This window comes from Stenotrophomonas sp. LMG 10879, from assembly GCF_002750935.1.
GTDB classification, from domain to species: Bacteria; Pseudomonadota; Gammaproteobacteria; order Xanthomonadales; family Xanthomonadaceae; genus Stenotrophomonas; species Stenotrophomonas lactitubi_B.
This window is the reverse complement of record NZ_PEJT01000001.1, coordinates 317,058-340,194: the sequence shown is the minus strand read 5'-3', so window position 1 is coordinate 340,194 and position 23,137 is coordinate 317,058. Positions and strand designations below refer to the sequence as shown.

General features: G+C 64.9%; 22 protein-coding genes. 15 read left to right on the top strand and 7 right to left on the bottom strand.

What is annotated here, in order from left to right; genetic code table 11:
* The first annotated feature begins 39 nt into the window (after positions 1-39).
* The 3 genes from fabF to CR919_RS01405 all read left to right on the top strand — a co-directional run bounded on the left by fabF (position 40) and on the right by CR919_RS01405 (position 3,235).
* Positions 40-1,317, top strand: a complete 1,278-nt coding sequence (gene fabF, locus CR919_RS01415; RefSeq protein WP_099818486.1) for a beta-ketoacyl-ACP synthase II — start codon at positions 40-42, stop codon at positions 1,315-1,317.
* A 62-nt stretch (positions 1,318-1,379) separates the two neighbouring features.
* Positions 1,380-1,961 (top strand): TetR/AcrR family transcriptional regulator, encoded by a 582-nt coding sequence (locus CR919_RS01410; RefSeq protein ID WP_207761005.1) that lies wholly within the window; start codon positions 1,380-1,382, stop codon positions 1,959-1,961.
* Between the two features lie 71 nt (positions 1,962-2,032).
* Positions 2,033-3,235 (top strand): serine hydrolase domain-containing protein, encoded by a 1,203-nt coding sequence (locus CR919_RS01405; protein ID WP_243379795.1) that lies wholly within the window; start codon positions 2,033-2,035, stop codon positions 3,233-3,235.
* A gap of 12 nt (positions 3,236-3,247) precedes the next feature.
* Here the strand turns inward: CR919_RS01405 and CR919_RS01400 are convergent, their stop codons facing one another.
* From CR919_RS01400 to CR919_RS01385, 4 genes are all read right to left on the bottom strand, one after another.
* Positions 3,248-4,828 (bottom strand): phosphoethanolamine--lipid A transferase, encoded by a 1,581-nt coding sequence (locus tag CR919_RS01400; protein WP_243379793.1) that lies wholly within the window; start codon positions 4,826-4,828, stop codon positions 3,248-3,250.
* A 133-nt stretch (positions 4,829-4,961) separates the two neighbouring features.
* Positions 4,962-5,354 carry a diacylglycerol kinase gene (locus CR919_RS01395; protein WP_099818483.1) on the bottom strand — a complete coding sequence of 131 codons (393 nt, stop codon included), beginning with the start codon at positions 5,352-5,354 and terminating at the stop codon, positions 4,962-4,964.
* 60 nt (positions 5,355-5,414) lie between these two features.
* Positions 5,415-6,635: a HAMP domain-containing sensor histidine kinase gene (locus CR919_RS01390; protein ID WP_099818482.1), complete on the bottom strand. Its 1,221-nt coding sequence runs from the start codon at positions 6,633-6,635 to the stop codon at positions 5,415-5,417.
* Positions 6,636-6,680: 45 nt separating this feature from the next.
* Entirely contained in the window at positions 6,681-7,376 is a 696-nt protein-coding gene (locus CR919_RS01385) for a response regulator transcription factor (protein WP_099818481.1), read from the bottom strand.
* Between the two features lie 123 nt (positions 7,377-7,499).
* Here CR919_RS01385 and CR919_RS01380 point away from each other — a divergent pair, with 123 nt between their 5' ends.
* Positions 7,500-8,039, top strand: coding sequence for an NADPH-dependent FMN reductase (locus tag CR919_RS01380; protein ID WP_099818480.1), 540 nt, complete (start codon positions 7,500-7,502; stop codon positions 8,037-8,039).
* Positions 8,040-8,080: 41 nt separating this feature from the next.
* Here the strand turns inward: CR919_RS01380 and CR919_RS01375 are convergent, their stop codons facing one another.
* Positions 8,081-8,536: a tautomerase gene (locus CR919_RS01375; protein WP_099818479.1), complete on the bottom strand. Its 456-nt coding sequence runs from the start codon at positions 8,534-8,536 to the stop codon at positions 8,081-8,083.
* A gap of 37 nt (positions 8,537-8,573) precedes the next feature.
* Between CR919_RS01375 and CR919_RS01370 the strand changes: the two genes are divergently transcribed.
* Positions 8,574-9,593 carry a helix-turn-helix domain-containing protein gene (locus tag CR919_RS01370; protein ID WP_207761004.1) on the top strand — a complete coding sequence of 340 codons (1,020 nt, stop codon included), beginning with the start codon at positions 8,574-8,576 and terminating at the stop codon, positions 9,591-9,593.
* A gap of 133 nt (positions 9,594-9,726) precedes the next feature.
* A complete protein-coding gene (locus tag CR919_RS01365; protein ID WP_025877128.1) occupies positions 9,727-10,074 on the top strand; it encodes an RcnB family protein in 348 nt (115 codons plus the stop codon).
* A 78-nt stretch (positions 10,075-10,152) separates the two neighbouring features.
* Here the strand turns inward: CR919_RS01365 and CR919_RS01360 are convergent, their stop codons facing one another.
* On the bottom strand, positions 10,153-10,431 hold the full coding sequence (locus CR919_RS01360; RefSeq protein ID WP_099818776.1) for a hypothetical protein: 279 nt from the start codon (positions 10,429-10,431) through the stop codon (positions 10,153-10,155).
* A 142-nt stretch (positions 10,432-10,573) separates the two neighbouring features.
* On the opposite strand from CR919_RS01360, the gene CR919_RS01355 reads away from it, so the two are divergent.
* Genes CR919_RS01355 through arsN2 form a run of 3 tightly spaced genes read left to right on the top strand, consistent with a single transcriptional unit; the run spans position 10,574 to position 12,167 of the window.
* Positions 10,574-11,224, top strand: coding sequence for a hypothetical protein (locus tag CR919_RS01355; protein ID WP_099818477.1), 651 nt, complete (start codon positions 10,574-10,576; stop codon positions 11,222-11,224).
* Positions 11,225-11,689, top strand: coding sequence for a Rap1a/Tai family immunity protein (locus tag CR919_RS01350; RefSeq protein ID WP_165787224.1), 465 nt, complete (start codon positions 11,225-11,227; stop codon positions 11,687-11,689). It begins immediately after the preceding gene.
* Between the two features lie 4 nt (positions 11,690-11,693).
* Complete coding sequence (arsN2, locus tag CR919_RS01345; RefSeq protein ID WP_165787223.1) at positions 11,694-12,167, top strand: arsenic resistance N-acetyltransferase ArsN2; 474 nt, start codon at positions 11,694-11,696, stop codon at positions 12,165-12,167.
* A 24-nt stretch (positions 12,168-12,191) separates the two neighbouring features.
* Here arsN2 and CR919_RS01340 read toward each other — a convergent pair whose 3' ends face one another.
* Entirely contained in the window at positions 12,192-13,229 is a 1,038-nt protein-coding gene (locus tag CR919_RS01340; RefSeq protein WP_243379790.1) for a LacI family DNA-binding transcriptional regulator, read from the bottom strand.
* Positions 13,230-13,637: 408 nt separating this feature from the next.
* On the opposite strand from CR919_RS01340, the gene CR919_RS01335 reads away from it, so the two are divergent.
* The 6 genes from CR919_RS01335 (at position 13,638) to xylA (ending at position 23,100) form a co-directional block, all read left to right on the top strand.
* Positions 13,638-16,769, top strand: a complete 3,132-nt coding sequence (locus CR919_RS01335; protein WP_099818474.1) for a TonB-dependent receptor — start codon at positions 13,638-13,640, stop codon at positions 16,767-16,769.
* Positions 16,770-16,837: 68 nt separating this feature from the next.
* Positions 16,838-17,596, top strand: a complete 759-nt coding sequence (locus CR919_RS01330) for a SapC family protein (protein ID WP_099818473.1) — start codon at positions 16,838-16,840, stop codon at positions 17,594-17,596.
* A 3-nt stretch (positions 17,597-17,599) separates the two neighbouring features.
* On the top strand, positions 17,600-18,619 hold the full coding sequence (locus CR919_RS01325) for a cupin-like domain-containing protein (protein WP_207761003.1): 1,020 nt from the start codon (positions 17,600-17,602) through the stop codon (positions 18,617-18,619).
* Positions 18,619-20,163 (top strand): tryptophan halogenase family protein, encoded by a 1,545-nt coding sequence (locus tag CR919_RS01320; protein WP_099818472.1) that lies wholly within the window; start codon positions 18,619-18,621, stop codon positions 20,161-20,163. Before CR919_RS01325 ends, CR919_RS01320 begins: the two co-directional genes overlap by 1 nt.
* A gap of 64 nt (positions 20,164-20,227) precedes the next feature.
* Positions 20,228-21,721 (top strand): xylulokinase, encoded by a 1,494-nt coding sequence (gene xylB, locus CR919_RS01315; protein WP_099818471.1) that lies wholly within the window; start codon positions 20,228-20,230, stop codon positions 21,719-21,721.
* 44 nt (positions 21,722-21,765) lie between these two features.
* On the top strand, positions 21,766-23,100 hold the full coding sequence (gene xylA, locus CR919_RS01310; protein ID WP_099818470.1) for a xylose isomerase: 1,335 nt from the start codon (positions 21,766-21,768) through the stop codon (positions 23,098-23,100).
* The last annotated feature ends 37 nt before the right edge of the window (positions 23,101-23,137 follow it).

Here is a 23,137-nt window from a genome sequence, read left to right as displayed (position 1 = left end):
TGGTGGCCCGAAGAACCTCCTCCAAATGGGACGTGAGACATGAGTACTGCCGACAGAGACCGCATTGTGGTGACCGGAATGGGCGTGGTCAGTCCACTCGGCTGTGGAGTTGAAACCGTCTGGTCGCGCCTCCTGGCCGGGCGCTCCGGGATCGGGTCGCTGGGTGCCGAGCTTGCCGCGGGAACCGGCTGCGAAGTCGGCGGCCGCGTGCCAGACCGGATTCAGGATCCCGAGGCGGGCTTCGATTCCGCCGGCATCATCGCACCGAAAGACCTCAAGAAGATGGACCGGTTTGTTGAGTTCGCGCTGGTCGCCGCCCATGAAGCGCTTGCACAGGCTGGCTGGAACGAGGCCGATGAACAGGGGCTGCTGCGAACAGCGACCGTGATCGCTACGGGAATCGGCGGATTCGGATCGATCGTCACGGCGGTCCACACCACGGACAGTCGCGGGCCCGGCCGGCTGTCGCCATTCACTGCGCCCACGTTCCTGGCCAACATGGCAGCGGGGCAGGCGTCCATACGCTACGGATTCAAGGGCCCGCAGGGTGCACCCGTCACCGCGTGCGCAGCGGGTGTCCAAGCGATCGGCGACGCGGCGCGCCTCATCCGATCCGGTGAGGCGGACATCGCGTTGTGCGGTGGTGCAGAGGCAGCAATGCACCGGGTCAGCCTCGGTGGCTTCGCCGCTGCCAAGGCACTGAGCACGTCATTCAATGACACACCGCAGGCAGCGTCCCGCCCGTTTGACGAGCAGCGGGACGGGTTTGTCATGTCCGAAGGGGCGGGGCTGCTGGTGATCGAGCGGCTGGATCACGCGCGCTCGCGTGGTGCCACCCCGCTGGCCGAGCTGGTCGGCTACGGCACCACCTCGGATGCCTACCATTTGACCGCGGGGCCCGACGACGGCAGTGGCGCCCGCAGGGCGATGGAGATCGCGCTGGCGCAGGCGGGCATTTCCGCTGAGCAGGTCGACCACATCAATGCGCACGCGACGTCGACCCAGGTGGGGGACCGGGCAGAGCTTGCGGCCATGCGCGCCTTGTTCGGCGCCCGTCCAGATCTTCTCATCTCTGCCACCAAGTCCAGCACCGGGCACCTGCTCGGGGCGGCTGGCGGCATCGAAGCAATCTTTACGGTGCTTGCCTTGCGCGATCAGGTTGCGCCGGCGACGCTCAACCTCGGCCGCCCGGATCCGTTGGCAGACGGGCTTTCGATCGTCGCCGGCGGGCCGCGGAAAGCGGAGATCGAGTTCGCGTTGACCAATGGATTTGGCTTTGGCGGCGTGAATGCCAGTGCATTGTTCAGGCGGATGTGAGCGTGGTTCGCTCCAGCGGCCTCCCAAGCAAAACCGCCCTGCGCTGGGAAGGTGCACGGGCGTTGAGCCGACGTTGGATACTGGATGCAGCCGGCACTGTGTTTGCGGAAGAAGGGTTTGAGAACGCGACGATGAAGCGCATCGCTGAGGTCTGTGACGTCAGCAAGGTCACGATCTATGCCCACTATCGTGACAAGGCGCAGCTCTACGGGGCGGTCATGGACAGCCATCTGGCATCCTTGCCGGTTGCTGGGCTGCACATGCATGGAACGTTGGATCTTGGCGATGCGCTGATGCGGATCAATGATGGCATCGGACGGTTGGCGGCAAACCCTTCATGCCAGGCCTTCTGCAGTGCGCTTTCGCGTTCAGATCATGCCCGCGCTGTCTACATGGAGCACTGGCGTGCGGTGCTCCAGCCGTACTTCGATCTCGCCGCGCAGGCGATGGCGACGGCGACGGCCTCTGCATGTTCGCCGCATTCCAGTGACAGTGAGAAGTTTCTCAGGCTCATCCTTGCAGAGCATGGCCTGCCAAATGGGGCAACGCCCATGTCTGGAAGCCATGCCACGGTCGCGCTTTTCGTACGCGCCTATGCACAAAGGCCGTCGGATGCCTCGAAGGCGCCGCCCGGGCGTGGGTGAAGGCACCCGGTCGGCGCATGACTTCATGCACTGCACGATGACTACAAATGTAGTCATCCTGTACCTGTCCAATGGAGGAGCCCGCCATGAGAGCCTGTTTATTCGTCTGCATAGTCTTCCTCGCGTTGCGCCCCTGGGTGGCCGGCGCCAACACGCCTGACGCCCTTGCAGTGATCGAGCAGAATGCCCGCAATGCGCATTCCGACGCGGTCTTCGTTGAGCGAGAAGGCGCTGTCCTGCTGCAGATCGCACCCGCCGCCGGTGAAGAACGGATTCACCTCATGTCGGCGACCAAGTCCGTCGTCGCCCTGGCCATCGGACTGCTGCTCGATGACGGCAAGCTCGCTTCCATCGACGAGCCGGTCAGCATTGTCTACCCGGAATGGCGGCAGGGCAGGAAGCGGGACATCACGATCAGGATGCTGATGGACCACACCTCCGGACTGCAGAACGTAGCCAACGCCGGTGTGGAACTGGAGGGCGCACCGGATCTGGTGAAGCTGGCGCTGGCGGCCGAGGTGTCCACCGATCCAGGCACCACGTTCGCCTACAACAACAAGGCCACCAATCTCCTGCCGGGCATCGTCGAACGGCTTGCCGGCAAGCCGCTGGATGTCTACCTGGACGAACGGCTGTTCAAGCCACTCGGCATCTCCGGTCATGCATGGATGAAGGATCAGGCCGGCACGCCCTTGGGCATGGCCGGGCTATCGCTGTCAGCCCCTGATCTGGCGGCGATCGGAAGACTGATGCTGGCCGGTGGCGTCGCCCCGGACGGCAAGCGGTTGCTGAGCGAACGCTCGGTGGCGTTGATGACCGCCGAGAGCGCACGCTCCCCCGATGTCGGCCTGCTGTGGTGGCGCATCCCCGCTTGGGAGCACTACCGGCTGAAATCAGCGGCAGCAGCCTTCCTGTCTGCCCGCAGCGTGGACGCCGGGATGCAGGAGGTGCTGCTGGCCACCGAGGCCCGTCTGTTCGACAGCAAGGCAGCGCTGATCAGCTTCCTGGCCGAACGCCTGGGACCTGCCTGGCCACAGCGCTACGCTGCCGAAATCAGCGGGCGCGGACTGAAACTCAGCGACATCTTCGACATCGACCGGGGGCCTGTAGCGGCATACGCAGCCAACGGCTATCTCGGCCAGCACCTGGTCATTGTTCCCGACAAGGGCGTGGTCGCGGTCAGGCAGATCCACCGGCGGGACAGCCACAGCGCGCCGCTCGACGATTACGCCGCGTTTCCCATGGACGTACTGCGTTTGGCGGAGACACTGTGATAGTCGACCACGCTAGGGTAGGCGGCAGCCCGCGAACACATCCAGGCCCGGCTCGTAAACTCCGCTGCTGATATCGAACAGCCCCAGCAGGGAGTGGAAGAGATTGTCGTGGCTGTAGGATCTGGTGCCCGCAGCATGACGCAGGCAGGCAACCTCAAGTCGTGCATGGGTCGCGAAGGCGGGAGAGAACCACATCACCAGCGGCACCTGGGTCTGCTCCCGTGGCGCGATGAAGTAGGGCGTCCCGTGCAGATACAGGCCGTGCTCGCCAAGCGACTCGCCATGGTCGGACACATAGATCAGGGCTACATCGCGCTGGTCCGCGTAGGTCTGCAGGAGGTCGATGGCCTTGCCCAGCAGTCGGTCGGTATAGACCAGCGTATTGTCGTAGGTGTTGACCAGCGCTTCATTGCTGCATTTCTGGATCTGGTTGCTGTCGCAGGTGGGGCTGAATGTCCTGGCATCGGCCGGATAGCGTTCAAAGTACGTGGGCCCATGGCTGCCCAGCTGATGTAGCACGATCAGCCCGTCACCCGGCATCGCCTCGATGCGTGCGCCCAGCTGGTGCAGCAGGATTTCGTCATGGCAGGTGCCATCCCGGTTGACACACAATCCAGGCACTTTCAGCGGAGGCATGTCATCGGTGGGCACGCGCTCGCACACGCCCTTGCAACCGCCATTGTTGTTGTCGCGCCAAAGCACGCTGACACCGGTGCGCTGCAGGATGTCGAGCACGTTCTCTTCCGATGCCGCAGCGACTCCGTCGTACTGCGACCGCGTCATCTGCGAAAACATGCAGGGCAGCGACACGGCCGTTGCGGTACCGCAGGAGGAAACGTCGCCGAAGCTGATGACGTTGTCTTTGCGTGACAGATACGGATTGGTCGGGCGTGGGTAGCCGTTGAGCTGGAAGTTCTGTGCTCGTGCCGTCTCGCCAGCCACCACGACCACCAGGCGGGGCCGTTTTCCGACGATGCGGGTGGCATCCTCGCCGACAGCCCGCAATGGCTGCGCCTTGGCGCTGTAGCTGCTCCTGAGATAACCATAGGTGTGGCGGACCACATTCAGCGGCAGCACCTGTTCACGGATGTAGCGATTGTTGCGCAGCAGCGACGAGTACTCCTTGTAGAACGCAAACGTCACCGCCGCAAGCACCATCAATGTCGCCAGCACATTTCCCAGCCATACCAGGGCCGCCCGCAAGGGGCGACCGCCATTTCCACTGCGCATCACCAGCAGCACACACGAGGGCAGGGCGCCCAACAACAGCACTGTCAGCAGCAGCGGGACTGAGAGATAGGACGTCATCTCGGCCTGGTTGGTCTCCAGCGCGTTCTGCACCATGTCGCGGTCGATCAGCACGCCGTAATGAAGCATGAAGTAGCTGCACGCGGCACTGATGAGAATCAGGAGCGCCAGTACCGGCTTGCGTACATAGGGAAGGATGCCGATCGGCGTGAACAGCAGATTGAACAGGCAGAACAGCAGCACCGGCAGGCTGAAGAAGAACAGGGTGCTGCGCAGGTCATGGATGTCCATGACGGACCACAGTGTTTTCCAGAGGGCGATGTTTCCCAGCGTGGCGAAGAACAACGCGGTGCACCACACAAGCACGATCGGATGATGAGGGGAAAGTCTGAAGCATGGACGCACGTGCACAATCCGTTGTACGAGAAGTGCGCGCAGTATCTGGATGCGTTTATCAGGAAGTTGTCAGCTTTCGTGCTCAGCCCAGCAGAACCACGGCCCATACCGTAGCGACCATCAACAGCGCCGTGGTCTGCGCCGCACTTCCCATGTCCTTGGCGTTCTTGGAGAGCGGGTGATGTTCCAACGAGATGCGGTCGACCACTGCTTCGATGGCCGAGTTGAGCAGTTCCACCATCAGGCTGATGAAGCAGACCATCAGCATCAGGGCGCGCTCGCTTCGGCTGACCTCCAGCAGGAAGGCCACGACCGCCAGTGCGCCATGCAGCAACAGCAGCTGGCGGAAGGCGGCCTCTCCGCGGAAGGTGGCGATGAAGCCATCGCGCGAATGGATCAGGGTATGGAAGACGCGGCGCAGGCCGGTCTTTCCGTGCGAGTACTTGCCGTTGCCATTGGGGTGCCCTGGCTGCATTTCTGTCCTGCCTTCACGTGGAAATCCGGCAAGGATGTGCAGGCCTGTGTCAGGAAGCTGTCAGGTGCCGCGCGCGGCTGGGAGCATCTGCAGGGTGAATCGGCAGCCTTGCGCCGATGTCTCGACTGTCATCTGCCACCCCATGTGCTCGACCGCACGCTGCACGATGGACAGGCCCAGGCCTTCACCGCTCTGCCGGGCACTGGGCATGAAACGCTGGAACTGCTGCGCGTCGATGCTGGGCGGCAACCCCGGGCCGGTATCGGCGATGCGCAGTATGTTGCCCCGCAGTTCGACCCGTACTTCGCCCTCGTCGGTGTACTGGCAGGCATTGCGCAGCAGGTTCCAGATCACACTACGGGCCAGCTCTGGAGTGGTCAGCACCTGCTGGTCCTGCGGCGCATCCAGAACCAAGCGCACCGGCTTTCCCGAAAGCCACGGCGCACATCGCTCCCTGCATTCCTCGATCAGCGCCCGCACAGGCACGACGCTGCGCGGCACCGTCCTGGGGTCACGCGAAAGCAGCAGAAGGCAGGTCAACTGCCGCTGCATTTCCTGGGTGGTGCGCATGATGCGATCGGCGCTGGCGACCAGATGGCTGTCGGCGGGCAGCTGGTGCACCAGTGTCTCGGCCGCGCCACCGATGATCGCCAAGGGCGTGCGCAGCTCATGACTGGCATCGCCTGCAAAGCACTGTTCGCGTTGCAGGAACTGCTCAAGCTCGTCGCTGTGCTGGGCAAAAGCGCGCGCCAGCACACCTATCTCATCGCGCGCATCCTGGTAGGGGAAGGGCTTGTGCTTGTTCTGCACCGCCTCGGCCAGACGGGTGATGGGCGCGATGACATGGGTTGCGGTTCGGCGGCCGATCCAGAACGCGCAGAGCACGCAGGTGAGAATGACCAGCGCCGCGAAGGCGTTGATCAGATGCTCCAGGTAGGCATAGTGCTCGCCATCCTGCAGCAGGTAGTAGCGCTGTCCGTCGCTTTCGAAGACCCGCAGATGCCATTCGTTCGGGCCTTCTTCACCGTGGTAGCCCGGCCCGTACCTGCGCAGCACCTGAGGAGCCGAGCGCGCGTCATACAGCTGGCTGCCCTTTGCCAGTTCCGGTTGCGCGCCACTGGCCAGTGCGGCCTGCAGCCGATGGACCTCGCGGTCCTGGGTCATCGAAACGACGGAGGCTCTTACCTCGTCGTAGTCCACCAGTTCGACCAGCACGATGAAGCCCATGGCACCGGCCATCAGCAGCACGAACGACACCGTGATGCGCGTTCTCAGTGTCATGCTTCGATAGAGCGACCTCAGCGAGCGGGTAGTCAACGGCATGGGCTACTCCGCAGGTGCCAGTGTCGGCCTGTCCAGCCGCCAGCCAACGCTGTGCACCGTGGCAATGAGTGCAGGGTTGAACGGCCTGTCCACCTGCAGGCGCAGCTCATGGATGTGCGTGCGCAGTGCACCGCTCTCAGGCGGCTCGTCGCCCCAGATCAGGTATTCCATCTCCTGCTTGCGCACCACCGCGGGGGCAGCCCGCACCAGGCACATCAGCAGCTTGTGCGTTGTCGGGGTCAGATTGAGGGGGTGGCCCTGGCGCCACGCCTGCGGTGAACGGGTGTCGACGCGCAGATCGCCCCAGTCCAGCACACTCTGGACCTGCCGGCCCTGGGCGCGGCGGACCAGCGCCTTGATGCGCGCATCCAGCTCCTTCAGGGAGAAGGGCTTGACCAGGTAGTCATCCGCACCCAACGCGAGCCCCTGCACGCGGTCCTCCACCGGATCACGGGCGGTCAGCATCAGGATCGGCACCGGGTTCTGGAACTCCTGACGGAGCGTCTGGCACAGTGCCATGCCATCGAGGCGGGGCAGCATCAGGTCAAGCAGAATGGCGTCGTAATCGTTCTGCGTTGCCCTGCGCAGGCCGGTGGCACCATCCCGCGCATCGTCAAGCACGTAGCCCAGTGGCTCGAAGAAGGCGTAGAGATTTGCAACCAGCTCGGGGTTGTCTTCAATGATGAGCAGACGTGTCATGGGCTATGCGCATCCGTGCATGATCAATGGACGTTGAACGACCACCGCTAGTTTGCCACGTGCAAGGGCGCGCTGCGGGTCATTGCCGGACACGGCGGCAGGTGCCTGTGATAGCGTGCCGGGATGAAGATCCTTGCCCTATCCGGTAGCGCTCGCCGGCTGTCCACCAACACCGCATTGCTGAGGGCGCTGGAAGAAATCGCGCCACCGGATATCGCACTGAATACCTACGCCGACCTCGGCGGACTGCCCGTTTTTTCTCCCGATCTTGAAGATCTGCCCTTGCCTGACAGCGTTGTGCACTTCAAGCGCTGCATTGAAGCCAGCGATGGCATTCTGATTTCAAGCCCCGAGTACGCTCGAGGCGTTCCGGGCGGCCTGAAGAACGCCATCGATTGGCTCGTATCGGGCGACCTTGTGATTGCAAAGCCCATCGCGCTGGTGCACGCATCCCATCGCGGCGACGACATGCTCGCGGCTCTGCGGCTTGTGCTGTCGACCATCAGCTCCCGCTTCAACGAAGAACTGTTCCTGCGCTTCCCCTTCATGAAGATGGAGCCGGAGGCCATTGCCGATGCCGTAAGGCAGCCGATCAATCGCGGACCGGCGGAGGCCTTTCTTCAGGAATTTGCCCGCTACTGCCAGCGACCATCGGGTGATTGAACATGATCGTTGGCGCAGTCTGCTGACAAGGGCTTGCGGCGTCAGCGGTTCTCCGGCGCTTGCAGATGGGAATACCCCGCGGCCTCCACGAACTGCGGCAATGTCCACAGCTGGCCGTTGGGCCCCCACGTGCCATCGGTGACATCGCTCACCATGATCGAAGCAGCCAGCCGCTGCGTATCCGGCAGAGCCAGCGATTCCAGAATGGCCTGGTGCACAACCGCCGCGTAACGGGACCGGTGCTGTTCGTCGAGTACGCCGGCGGGTGCGAGGACGTGGACCAGGCACGGAATGACGTGGAGGAAGTCGGCACTGCCGCCACAGCGCCAGAAGCCGGCCGGCACCTCCTCGGCAATCACCCAGCACAGGCTGCGTTGGCGGGGATCAGGCCCCAGGCCGCTGCATTGCGTTGCAGCGGTATTCACCGCGGCGATCATCCGCTCGCGCTGAAGAGCGGTCAGTGCGTCGGCGGGTGTCTTGATGAGGATGGTGGGCATGGATAGCGCTCGTGGGTGAGGGAGCGCTCATTCAATCGTGCTGCGGCGCGGGCCTGAAGTGGCCGATTTGCCAACAATCGCGCAGAATCAGCCAATGCATGATTTCACCCTGGTGGCGCCACAGGCCCCCTTTGCCTCCAGCGTCACCCTCACCCTTGATCTTCTGACCACTGCGGCCAAGCTGGCGTGCCGGGTCGGGGTTGCACCGCCGCGTTGGCGGGTCTGCGCGGTGAAGCCAGGAAGCATCCCGCTTGGCAACGGCCTGCACCTGCAGGTGGACAAGCTGCCTGCGCGCTCCTCTGCGCACGAATGCTGGATCCTGCCGGGCCTGGACATCGACGATGCCTGCCAGCTGGAAGCTCGCCTGCGCCAGCCGGACATTCCACCCTTGCTCGCTGCGCTGCGCCGCCATGCAAGAGCGGGCGGCACGATTGCAGGCTCCTGTTCGTCCGTGTTTCTGCTCAACGCAGCCGGATTGCTGGAGGGACGCTGCGTGACCACAACGTGGTGGTTGGCCCCTGCGCTGCGGCGCGTGGCGCCCACTACCCGTGTGGAGCCTGGCCGGATGGTGCATGCGGATGGTCCGCTGATCACCGCCGGCGCCGCGATGGCACACATGGACCTGGTGCTTTACGTGCTGCGCCAGCGCTTCGGCGAGCAACTCACGGCCATGCTGGGCCAGGCGCTGCTGGTCGAGCAGCGTCGCCTGCAGTCGCTGTATATGTCGCCGGCGATGATGGTGCCCGAGAACAACCTGATTGCGCTGTTGACCCGCCACATCGCAGAGACGCTCCCGGAACCAGTCACCGTGGGCACGCTTGCCGCGCGGGCCAACATGTCCACACGCACCCTCAACCGCCAAGTGAACAAGGTGCTCGGCTACGGGCCGCAGCAGTTGATCCAGTCGGTGCGCTTGAACCGGGCGCGGGTGCTGCTGGAAAGTGGCGGGCTTTCGGTGGAAGAGGTGACCGCGCAGGTGGGCTTGGGCGATTCTGCGACGCTCAGGCGATTGCTGCGCAGGCGACTGGGCCTGAATCCTACCCAGGTTCGAGGGTGAGGGAGCTGCATTGCTGACTGCGGGCTTGCGGACGCCCATCGGGTCCGGCCCGGGCGCACGGATTCATTCACAGGCGCTGCTCTATATTCCGGGCCACAACGCCGCATACCGCGGCTGGACCGGGAGTATCCCCATGAAAACCGGACGTTTGCTTGGCATTGCCCTGGGGGCGGCAGTGACCCTGGTTGCTGCGCCTGCCTGGGCCGATCCGCCGCATCATGCACGGGGCAACGGACCGCCGCCCCATGCAGGCGGCCCGCACAACCGCGACGCACCCCCGCCGGGCTGGCAGAAAAAGGCATGGCGCCGCGGTGACCGCTTGCCTTGGGCCGAGGTTGACCGGCGCTACTGGGTGGACGACTACGCGCATTACCGTCTGCGCGACCCCGGCCGCGGTCAGCGCTGGGTGCGGCAGTCGGATACGGAATACCTGCTGGTGGAGATCGCCACCGGCGTGATCATCGACGCCCTGCGTCGCTAGGGATTCCGGCACGGGCCCCGGGCGGCGCGCAGCCGCCGCGGGGGTAATGCAGGCACGGCCGCCGGTGGCATCGCGCGCTTACCCCGGCAACTCGCACTTCATCCTGCCGTCCACGTAATACGGCTTCGGTACGTTCGGGTTGTCGCTGGTCTTCTCAAAGACCACTTCGAACGACGCCGCGTCGGGCGAACCTTTGCGATCGGTGCAGGCGTCCTGCAACTTCTTCTTGAGCGCAGCAATGCCGGCCTCGCGGTTGGCGCCGTCAGCGCTGTTAGTGAGATTCACGGATTCAGCCAGGGCCAATGGGCTGAAGGCAGACAGGCAGCAGGCGATCATCAGGGTATGCAGCTTGGTCAAGGGGCGCGCCTCGCGGAAATCCAATGAGGCAGTCAGCATAATGCGGAAGCGTTAACAGCACGTGCCCGGTTGCGGCAGTTGGATTGGCTGACGTTGTTTGGTACAAGCCTCGCTGTCGAAGATCAGAGAATGGATGCGAGCCATGTCCGAACCCTATTCGGCCCTGCTCAGGCTGCGGCTGCCACGCGAGCGTCTTGCACGCTGGTTGGCCGCGCCGGTGCCTGCGGCATCGAGGTGGAAGGACTGGCGATCGATCGCCGGCCGGTGGCGCCTGCCCGGCGGCGCCGATCTGGCTGCGTCCAGTGATGTGGAGCTGGGTGAATTCCTCGCCGATTGCAATGCAATGCTGGCCCGGCATGCGGACAATCGCGCAGCGTTGGCCGCGATCCTGCAATCCGCGCAGGCGGAGAACATCAAGCTTGCGGCCTACGATCAGGCAGGGGCGTACTTCGTTGCAGGGTCACTGACGTATTCCGAGAACCTCCATGACCTGGTCGTGTTTCTGGCCATGGCGCGCGGCGCCGCCGATTTCCTTGAGCCTGGCGAGCACGGCGAGGCACTGGTGCACGACTACCTGTGGGCCGAGGATGGCGAGCGGGAGACGGTTGCTGCGGTCCACCTCGCCGGCAAGGGCGATTCCGGCTTCATGACGCCTGCGCAGTCTGGCGAGACCGCTGCAACCTTCGATGCAATGGTCGAGCTCATGCTGGAGGGAGCGGACGACCCGCAGTTCACTCCACGCAATCAGTTGGACCGTATCCAGGAGCGCGGCCATGCTGCCCAGGAGAACTAGATGACAGACACGGGCATCCGCAGGGATCCGGTCGGCAGGAGAGCGCGCTGCGTGCCCGCCGCCCTTGTGCTCTGCCTCTGCCTGTTGGCGGAGTCCGCGCTGGCCGAGACGGCACCGGCTGCGCGCACGTGGTTCGTGAGCGGAGCAGAGCTGGCCAGGCTCCTGCAGGGCAAGGGCGAAAGCGGATTCTGCAGCAGTGATCAGTGCCGGGACCTGTCGAGCGCCCGCGCGAGCGCCTATATCCAGGGTATTGCGGACGCAGGCCGAGGGCAGTGGTGCGGCCAGGGGCAGATCCTTCCCCATGAACTGGTCGACCGGGTGGCTTCGCACATCCGGCAGTTGCCTGCCGAACGACTGCAGCAGGATGCCGCATCTCTGGTCATCGAAGCGCTTCAGACCGCGCTTCCCTGCCAACACGCGGCGTCCAGCAGCGACCGCGCCCACGCCGCGCAGAGAGCGCGATGAGCGCTTGCTGCCGCTGCAGGTCGCCGGGCCGGAACGAAGAGAGGGCTGCCGCATGCGCGTGATGGAGACAACGTTGTCTGCCGATGTGCTGGCCCTGCTGGAGGCCAGCGGCCTGCCAACGGAGGATCTGCGTGCAGGCAGGCCAATCATCCTTCTGGCAGCGACGTTGGATGGAGAGCTGCTCGGCTGTGTGGGCTACGAATCGAGCCGGGATGTGGTGCTCCTGCGTTCGCTGGCTATCCGGCCGATGTCGCAGGGCAGGGGTCTGGGGCGGCACCTGGTTGAGGAACTGGAGCGGCATGCCAGAGCGGCGGGCGGCAGGACGGTGTTCCTTCTCACGACCACATCAGCGCCGTTCTTCGGGCAGCTTGGCTATGAGCGCGTCGCGCGCGATGCAGCGCCTGGATTCATCGCTGCGTCGACGCAGTTCAGTGGACTGTGCCCAGGCTCAGCCCAGCTGATGATGCGGCGGCTGTAGGGCAACCGGGCCCGGGGCGGTGCTTCAGCCGCCGCGCCCATCGGCGTCAGCGGATTGCCGCGTTGCAATCGGCGATGCCCGCAGTGCAGAGGGCCGCTGCGGTGTCGATACCGAAGCGCGCGTGATCAACCGGTGCGCGAGTACGTGATTGACCGTCGCGCGTCCCGGCGAGGCGGAGTGACGGATCGCCCGCAACAGGATGTCCATCGCGTTGTCGGCCATTTCCGCTACCGGCTGATGGATCGTGGTCAGCTCCGGCCACACCATCGTCGAAGCGGATGTGTCATCGAACCCTACTACCGAAAGATCGCCCGGTACCTGCAGGCCGCGACGATGCGCCACGGAAACGACCGCCGATGCCATGTCATCGTTGCTGGCGAAGATCGCGCTGGGTGGCGGCTGCAGCGTCAGCAGCTGCTCGGCAGCCTCCAGTCCAGACCGGTAGGTGAAGTAGCCCGGTTGGACGAGCGCGCCGTCGTAGACGATACCAGCTTCGGCCAGGGCATCCCGGTAGCCCTGCCAGCGATGCGCACTGGCTGTCTGGTTCGGATCGCCCTTGATGTAACCGATGCGGGTATGCCCACGGGAGACCAGATGCGCCACCATGTCATGGCTGGCCTGGCGGTCGTCGATGCGCACGCAGGAAATCCTGTCGCTGAAGCGGCTGGACGCGATGGAGACCGCGGGAATGCCGGCATTGACGAATACATCGACGATGTCCTTTGACTCACACAGGGGCGGCGGAAGAATCACCCCTGCCACGGTGGTGGAAAGTTGCCGTGCCGCCTCGCGACGTGCCTGGGCGCCCAGTTCATCCCATGCAGCGATCACCAGCTGTGCCGCCGACCGCGTGGACCCGCGCAGTGCGCCGACCAGCAGTTCGCGCAGGTAGCTGGAGCTGGGATTGGTGTAGATCAAGGCGATGCACGTGCGCTGCGCGGCGGCCAGTGCGGATGCGGCGAGGTTGGGCCGGTAGTCCAGTGCGTGCACGCTGCGCAGGACGCGTTCGCGGTTGCCCTCGCGTACCCCGGCATGGCCGTTGATGACGCGCGACACCGTCATGGCGGAAACGCCTGCATGCGCAGCGACGTCATCGATGGTGATGGCGCTCGCTTTCCGGCGGACCGCTTTGTGGCCGTTCTTCAAGTGTCGATTCCCTTTGCTGCGCTGCATGATGACAAGCGCGATTGCGGGTGAGTAGTCTGCGCCCTGACGCGATGGTAGCGCTACCACTGGACCGGTGTAAGGCCAGCGGATGCCCCCCCCCTTTACCGCGCGGCTGTTCCGGCAGGTCTGAAAGCGAGTGTGAGTCGCAGTGGGTGCAAAGCGCACTGCGATGTTCGGTGTGGAAGACGGGCATCGCCCGTGCGTGCCCCCAGGAGGGGCGGTACATCCATTCGATCGTATGTCAGAGGGGAGAGTCATGAGCGCTTTTTCGTTCCGTCGTACCCCAGGCCGGAGGGCTCATCGATGAGCCGGACGCTGGCGAAGTTCACCTCCAGGGCCATGTTCACCTTTGTCGGTGGGGTCCTGGTCATCAATCCCGCATTCGCACAGGAGACGTCACCCGCCGCGCCTGTCGCCCAGCAGCAGAACCCGCCCAGTCCGAAACAGCTGGATACCGTGCAGGTCACCGGCATCCGCAACAGCCTCAGCCAGGCGATGGACATCAAGCGCGACTCGGCCGGCGTGGTGGATGTGATCAGTGCGGAGGACATCGGCAAGTTCCCCGACACCAACCTGGCAGAGTCCCTGCAGCGCATCACCGGCATCTCGATCGAACGACGTGACGGTGAAGGTGCACAGGTGACGGCGCGTGGCTTCGGCCCTCAGTTCAACATGGTGACGCTCAATGGGCGCCAGATGCCCGGCGCCGATGCATTCGGTGCGTCCGGGCAGGTCGCCATCGGTGGTGTCGACGGCGGTACCCGCGCCTTCAACTTCGCCCAGCTGGCTGCCGAAGCCATCAACGGCATCGAGGTCTACAAGACCAGCCAGGCCAATGTCCCCAGCGGTGGCATCGGTGCCACCATCAACATCCTTACCTCGCGGCCGTTCGACCATGAGGGCATCGTCGCCAGTGCCGGCGCGAAAGCTGTCTCCGACCGCAGCCAGCCATTCGGTGACGACCTGACACCGGAGCTGTCCGGCATCTTCAGCTACACCAATCCGGAAAAGACCTTCGGCGTGGGCGTGAGCGCCAGCTACCAGAAGCGCAAGGGCGGCTCGGTGCAGGCCACCGAGAACTACTGGAATGTGCAGCCCTGGACCGGCACCATGCCGGGCAACCCGAGGGTAGTCAATGCACCGGCGGTGGGCGCGCTGTACGCCCGGCCCAATGACCTGCGCTATGCGTTCTCCGAGTTCGAACGTGAGCGCATCAACGGCCAGGCGGTGCTGCAGTTCGCGCCGACCGATGCGGTGACCCTGACCCTGGACTACACCTATTCGACCAACGAGATCACCGAGAATCGTGGCGAGCAGGGCATGTGGCTGCAGAACAGCAATTACACCGACGTCGAATTCGACACCAGTGGCGCGGTAGCGACCCCAACCTACATCCGCGAGATCGCCGGCACCAAGGACTTCGGCCTTGAGCAGCAGCGCAGCATGCAGAAGTATAAGCTGGGGTCGCTGGGCTTCAATGCGGCATGGAACGTGACCGACCGCTTCAAGCTGACCTTCGATGCGCACAATTCGAAGAACGAAAGCCGCCCGAACGACCCGCTCACTGGCGGTGGCTCCATCTTCATGAGCATCGCCGGCACCAACAACTGCACCACCGGCCCGCATTGTGGCGGCTCATGGGTGCAGGAGCTGAACTTCAACAACGGCCTGCCGATCGGCACCCAGGTCTGGTTCCCATCCAACGCCGATGCGGCCGCCAATACCAACGGCGTGGTCAACCCGGGCTTCGTGCCGGGCGAGATCGGCAGCCAGGTGCTGCGCGTCAACTCGCAGACCCAGATCAGCGAGATCAAGCAGGGCCGCGTGGATGGCGAGTGGATCTTCGACAGCGGTCGCTTCCAGTTCGGCGTGGACAGCAGCAAGTCCACCACCCATCGCATCCAGGCCGAAGAGGCCTATTCGACACTGGGTGACTGGGGCGTAGCCAACGTCAACCGTGACACGGCCGGCGGGCTGATGGACCTGATGCAGCCGGTCAACATCGTCGGTCTGTTTGATGATTACAGTGCCAGCAGCTGGACCGCATGGCGCGGCGACGCCGGCCGCCTCGCGCAGTGGGCGGCAAACGAGTATGGCGTGGGCCTCGGCGTGAGCCCCAAGCGCGCCGCCGACAACCTGGTGGAAGAGAAGACGAAGTCGGCCTACTTCCAGGTTGAGCTGGATGGCGAGCTGGGCGGGATGCGTACCAATACCCGACTGGGTGTGCGCTATGAAACGACGGACGTTGTCTCCACCTCGAACATCGCCATCCCGGAAGCGATCGAGTGGCAGTCCAACAACGACTTCCGTGTGGTGTTGTCCGACGAGCAGCAGCCGTTCACCGAGAAGAGCAACTACAGCTACATCCTGCCCAACCTCGATTTCAGCATCGATCTTCGCGAGGACCTGAAGGGACGTGTCTCGTTCGGCAAGAGCATCGCACGCGCGCCGATCGGCAACCTGTATGCCGGCCCGACGGCCCAGCAGCCGTTCGGCTCGGTCCTGATCGACCCGTCCTCGCGGGCCAGCGGCACTGCACAGAACCCGCAGCTGAAACCGTTGGAATCGGACAACCTGGACCTGGCACTGGAGTGGTACTTCGCCGACGCGAGCTACCTGTCGCTGACCTACTGGAACAAATCGGTCGACAACTTCGTTGGCAACACCATTGTCCAGGAAAATCTGTACGGCCTGCGCGATCCTACCTCCGGTCCGGACGCGCAGGCGGCCCTGGCATTCCTCAACAGCGGTGCCTGCGTCACCCAGGTGGGCGCTGCCAACGCGGCGGCGTGCTCGGCCAATGACACCTCGCTGTTCACCGCCCTGGCCCTGCTGCGCAACAATCCGGCCGGGCTGGCCGCCTACAACGGCACCGACGCCCAGGTGCTGGCCACCGAGGCAGCCTACGATCTTTACGGCACCGCTGCCGATCCGCTCTACCAGTTCAACGTCAACCGTCCCATCAACCAGAACAAGGCCAAGCTGCACGGCTGGGAGCTGGGTGGACAGTACTTCTTCGGCGATACCGGCTTTGGCATTCTGGCCAACTACACCCTGGTCGACGGTGATGTGGGCTTCAACAATGCCGGCGATCCGGGCATCGACCAGTTCTCACTCACCGGCCTGAGCGACACCGCCAATGCCGTGCTGATGTATGAGAAATACGGCTGGTCGGTACGCCTTGCCTGGAACTGGCGCGACCAGTACCTGATCCTGGCCAACCAGGGTGCCAGCCGCAATCCGTACTATGTGGAGGCGTATGAGCAGTGGGATCTCAGCGTGAACTACACCCTGGATGATCACTGGTCGTTCGGCCTGGAGGCGATCAACCTGACCGGTGAGGATGTCCGCTGGCGCTCGCGCACCTCGCAGATGATCGTCAAGCTGGCCGACCAGAGTCCGCGGTATATGCTCGGCGTGCGCTACAAGTTCTGAACCGTAGGGGGTGCAGCTGCCACGGCAGCTGCACCGGTTGAAGGCATCTGACCGAACGGGACACGTCCATGCCGCGTTACGAAATGCTCAACAACGTTGCCCACCGCGATCTTCGCGTTGCCACCGGCTTCGGGCCGGAGTTCGGCGATGCGGTCGGCATGGTGCCAGCGTACCCGAGTGAGTTTGCAGAGCTGCAGCGGGAGTACCCGATCTTCCTGCGCAGGGATGCCGACACCGGTGGCTGGCAGTCGGTGGCTCTGCTGGGCTTCGAGCAGCACGAGAACCTGTTCCTGCAGGGCGGCCGCTGGAATGCGGCGTACCTGCCCGGTGCGGCCGCCAAGGGGCCATTCCTGATCGGCTTCCAGGAGAACCACGTTGATGGCGCGCTCACCCGGGAGGCCGTGCTGCATGTGGATCTGGACCATCCGCGCGTGAGCGCGATGCAGGGGGAGCCGGTGTTCCTGCCGCAAGGAGGGAACTCGCCTTATCTCGAACACGTCGCCGGCGTGCTGCGCGGCATTCACGATGGCCATGCGTTTGCCGCGGAGATGTTCGCCGCCCTCGATGCGAACGGGCTGATCCAACCGGTCACGCTGGACGTGCGGATCGATCCGGAGCATCGGGTCGGTGTCAACGGCCTGCACGCGATCGACCGTGATCGGCTGGCGCAGCTGGACGGTGCCGCGCTGGCCGCGCTCAACCGCGCCGGCTATCTGGAAGGCGCCTATCTGATGCTGGCGTCACTGCACAACATGCGCCGCCTCATCGCCGAGAAGCAGCGGCGACTGCGGGCGCATGATGCCGCTGCTGCGGCAGGCAGGAACTGACCGGTGCTGGACGGCCTCCCGATGCGTACCCTGGAAGGGCTCGATGCCACGGCGCTGCCGCTGGAGTCGCTGGTGGCTGCCGGCGAACCGGTGGTGCTGCGCGGCATCGCGAACGGATGGGGGCTGGTGCAGGCCGGTGCACGTTCCCTGCAGGAGGCGATGGCCTACCTTCGCGGCTTTGACGCAGGCGTGCCGGTTCCCTATTCCTTCGGCGGCCCCGAGATCGAAGGGCGCCCGTTCTACAACGCCGACTTCACCCGCTTGAACTTCGAGGTCCGGCGTGGCGTGCTGACGGAGGTGCTGGACGCAATTGGCGATCATCTGGATTCGCCGAACCCGCCCACCTACTACGTCGCTTCGCTGCTGATCGCACGGGCGCTGCCCGGGTTCGCGCAGCACAACGATGCCGGCCTGTCGGGGCAGGGCATCGATGCCTCGGCCAGCATCTGGATCGGCAACCGGGTAACGGCCTCCTGCCATTACGACGTCCCCGACAACCTGGCGTGCTGTGCGGTGGGCCGGCGCCGCTTCACCCTGTTTCCGCCGGAGCAGATCGACAACCTCTACCCGGGGCCGATGGAGCCGACCCCGGGAGGACAGGTGGTCAGCACGGTGGACTTCGAACGCCCGGACGTCGACCGCCATCCGCGCTTCCGTGATGCCATGGCAAGCGCGCAGACCGCCACGCTTGAACCCGGGGATGCCATCTTCATCCCGGGCCTGTGGTGGCACCACGTGCGCAGCCTGGAACCGTTCAACGTGCTGGTGAATTACTGGTGGCGCAGCGCGCCAGCCTTCCTGGGCTCGCCCCTGCCGGCGCTGCAGCACGCGATGTGGGCCCTGCGTGATCTACCGGCACGCGAGAAACAGGCCTGGGCAAGGATCTTCGATTACTACGTGTTTGGTCCCGGCGAGCGGGCAGGGCAACACCTGCCCGAAGCCGCCCGGGGGGAGCTGGCACCGTTCGACGAGACGCAGGCGCGGCGCATGCGCGCGCAGCTGCTGGGTCGACTCAACCGCTGATGGGGAGCATCGCATTGAACGCTGCGGACACTACACGAGGGCGGATCCGGAGAGTGGTGATCGCCGGTGGCGGCACTGCCGGCTGGCTGGCCGGCTGCGCGCTGGCGCACCAGTTCCGCCAGCAGCTGGACATCACCCTGGTAGAGTCCGAGCAGATCGGTACCGTCGGTGTGGGCGAATCCACCGTGCCGCCCATCCGCACGTTCCACCGCTTCCTGCAGATCGATGAGCAGGAGTTCATGCGGGCGGTCGCCGGCACGTTCAAGCTCTCGATCTCGTTCGAAAACTGGCGTCGCCCGGGTGAGCGTTTCATCCATCCCTTCGGCACGATCGGGCAGGGCACGTGGGCCACGCCGTTCCATCATTTCTGGCTGGACAGCCTGCGTCGCGGCATGCCTTCGGAACTGGGCGACTTCTGCCTGGAAAGCGTCGCTTCCCAAGCCGACCGGTTTTCGCTGCAGACCCAGCCCCAGGTCAACTACGCCTACCATTTCGACGCCGGGCTCTACGCCCGTTTCCTGCGCGGCAAGGCCGAAGCCAACGGGCTGCGGCGGGTGGAAGGCAAGATCCGGGAAGTCCGCCAGCATGCCGATGACGGTTCGGTTGCATCGCTGCTGCTGGAGGACGGCCAGGTCATCGAAGGCGATCTGTTCATCGACTGCACCGGCTTCCGTGGCCTGTTGACCGAGCAGACACTGCATACCGGCTATGAAGACTGGAACGAATGGCTGCCCAGCGATCGTGCCGTTGCCGTGCAGACCGACGCGGCTACGCCGCCGGTGCCCTACACCCGTGCCATCGCGCACGAGGCCGGATGGCGCTGGCATATCGCATTGCAGCACCGGGTCGGCTGCGGCCTGGTGTTCTCCAGCCGCCACATGTCCGATGACGAGGCGCAGGCCAAGCTGCTCCGTGATGTCGACGGACGGCCCCTGCGCGATCCCTGGCTGGTACCGTTCCGCAGCGGACGCCGGTTGCAGGCCTGGAACCGCAACGTGGTGGCACTGGGGCTGGCCAGTGGCTTCATCGAGCCGCTGGAATCGACCAGCATCCACCTGACCATCAGCGCCGTCGTGCGCCTGATCCAGCTGTTCCCTTCCGAGGGCATCACCCCTTCGCTGGTGGCGCTGTACAACGACGTCAGCCGCCAGGAGATGGAGCATGTACGCGATTTCATCATCCTGCACTACCACGCCAACCAGCGCGACGAGCCGATGTGGAAGGCGTGCCGCGAGATGGCGCTTCCCGAGTCACTGCAGGTCCGCCTGCGCGCATGGCGCGAACGGGCCCATGCCTGGCAGGACCCCGGCGAGCTGTTCCGGGTCGACTCCTGGACCAGCGTCCTGATGGGCCAGGGCATCCTGCCGGGACCGCCGCATCCGCTTGCGCGCGCGATCAGCGACGCGGACCTGCGAACGCTGTTGCATCGACTCCGGCAGCCGGTGCAGGAAGCGGTGGCGAAGATGCCGTCGCAGGCGGACTTCATCGAACGCTACTGCAGGGCTGCGCCGGGAGCCTGGCAAACGGGGCGGGCCGTGGCGTAGCCGCAGTGTGTGCTGTTGCACAGAATTGGTAGCGCTACCTTCACATCATTACGGGGTGCAGTAAATGGAATTGGTTGCAGGAATCGACGCCGGTACGCAGAGCCTGAAGGTGGTCGTCTACGATCCTGATGCACGCAGCCTCGTTGCCAGCGCCAGCGCGCCACTGGAACTGACCAGCGCCGCCGATGGCAGCCGGGAACAGCGCCCAGACAACTGGGTCGCCGCGCTGCAGGGCTGCTTTGCCGCAATCGATCCGGCGCTGCGCTCGCGCATTGCCGCGCTTGCGGTCTCCGGGCAGCAGCATGGCTTCGTACCGATCGATGCAGCAGGGAAGGTCCTGGCACCGGCCAAGCTGTGGTGCGACACCAGCACCGCGGCCGAATGCGTGCAGATCATGGCCGCGGTTGGCGGTGCCGCACGCACCATCGAACTGGCCGGCAACCCGGTGCTTGCCGGTTACACCGCCTCCAAGCTGCCGTGGACGAAGATGCACCGGCCCGACGCCTACGCCCGGCTGGCCACCATCCTGTTGCCGCACGATTACCTCAATTTCGTGTTGACCGGCCAACGCTTCTGCGAGTACGGCGACGCGTCCGGCACCGGCTGGCTGGACGTGCGCACCCGCACCTGGTCGGACGAGCTGCTGCACGCGACCGATCCGCAGCGCGATCTTGCCGGCTGCCTGCCGCGCATCGCTGCACCCGATGAGGTGTTCGACATTGCGCCTGAGGCCGCCGTGGCATTGGGACTTCCGCCCACCGTGAAGGTGGCCGTCGGCGGTGGCGACAACATGATGGCGGCCATCGGCACCGGCTGCGTCGTGCCTGGTCGCCTGGCGATGAGCCTGGGCACGTCAGGCACGCTGTTTGCGTTCTCGGATACCCCCGTGGTCGATCCCAACGGCGCGTGGGCCGCGTTCTGCTCGTCGACCGGCGGCTGGCTGCCACTGATCTGCACGATGAACTGCACCGTGGTGACCGGGCAGGTTGCCGATGCCTTCGGTTTCAGCAGCCGCGATGGCGACGGCCACCTGCACGCCACGCCGCCCGGCGCCGACGGGCTGGTGATGCTGCCGTTCCTCAACGGCGAACGCACGCCGGACCTGCCGCAGGGCAAAGGGGTGCTGGCGGGCCTGGATACGACCAACATGACGCCGGCGCACATCTACCGCGCGGCCATGGAAGGGGCCACCTACGCCCTGAAGTTTGGCTACGACGCATTCGTCGGCGCGGGCATGCAGTTCGACCGCATCGTGCTGACCGGCGGCGGCAGCAACAGCGGACAGTGGCGGCAACTGGTGGCCGATGTGTTCGGCCTGCCGGTGGACGTACCGACCCAGCCCGAAGGCGCGGCGTTCGGTGCGGCCCTGCAGGCGCTGTGGGCCGTCGCTCACGCGCGCGGTGACGCTACCTCGATCGCCGCGATCACCGACCGGCACGTTGCGCTCGATCCGCTGCGGTCCGCGCGCCCGGACCCCTCGCGCAGCGAAGCCTACGCCACGGCCTACGCCCGGTTCCTTCGACATCTCGACGCCATCACGCCGCTGTATCGCGGCTGATTCCTCTTTCCGCGACACCTCGCACAACGACAGGAAGACGCACCATGAGCACGCAACCCTTCATCGGCGCCAAGGAGTACTTCCCCGGCATCGGCCGCATTCCCTTCGAAGGACGGGGCTCGGACAACCCGCTCGCCTTCAAGGTCTACGACGCCGACAAGGTCATCGGTGGCAAGACCATGCAGGAGCATCTTCGCTTCGCGGTCTGCTACTGGCACACCTTCTGCAACGCCGGGCATGATCCGTTCGGCCCGGGTACCCGTCACTTCCCCTGGGAGACCGGCTCGCCGATGGCAACCGCCGAGGCGAAGGTGGATGCAGCGTTCGAGTTCTTCACCAAGCTGGGCGTGCCGTACTGGTGCTTCCACGATATCGACCTGGCGCCGGACGCCGACGACGTCACGCAGTACGAAAAGAACCTGAAGCACATGGTGGGCCTGGCCAAGGCGCGCCAGGATGCCACCGGCATGAAACTGCTGTGGGGCACGGCCAACCTGTTCTCGCACCCGCGCTACATGAACGGTGCGTCCACCAATCCGGACTTTGCGGTGGTGGCGCGTGCCGCCGTGCAGGTGAAGGCGGCGCTGGAGGCCACCGTTGAACTGGGCGGCGAACATTACGTGTTCTGGGGCGGCCGCGAAGGCTATGCCGCGCTGGCCAATACCCAGATGAAGCGCGAAGTCGACCACCTGGCGCGGTTCCTGACCATGGCGCGCGACCATGGTCGCAGCATCGGCCTGAAGGGCAACTTCCTGATCGAGCCCAAGCCGATGGAACCGATGAAGCACCAGTACGACTTCGACAGCGCCACCGTGGTGGGGTTCCTGAAGGAACATGGCCTGGACAAGGACTTCAAGCTCAACATCGAGGCGAACCACGCGACGCTGTCCGGCCACACCTTCGAACACGATCTGCAGGTCGCCTCGGACCACGGCCTGCTCGGCAGCATCGACGCCAACCGCGGCAACGCGCAGAACGGCTGGGATACCGACCAGTTCCCCACCGACCTGTACGACACCGTGGGCGCGATGCTGGTGGTACTGCGCCAGGGCGGTCTGGAAGGCGGCTTGAACTTCGACGCCAAGGTGCGCCGCGAATCGACCGACCTGGAAGATCTGTTCATTGCCCACGTCGGCGGCATGGATGCCTTCGCCCGCGGGCTCGAAGTGGCCCATGCACTGCTGAACGATTCGCCGCTGGAGCAGTGGCGCCAAGAGCGTTACGCCAGCTTCGACAGTGGTGCCGGCAATGACTTCGCGCGCGGCGCGCTCAGCCTCGCAGAGCTGGCTGCGCTGGGTGCCAAGGGCGGCGAGCCACGGCAGATCAGCGGCAAGCAGGAGCGCTACGAGAACCTGATCAACCAGTACCTGCTGCGTTGAGCGCGACGGCTCGCATCGATGACACCGAACCGGGGAG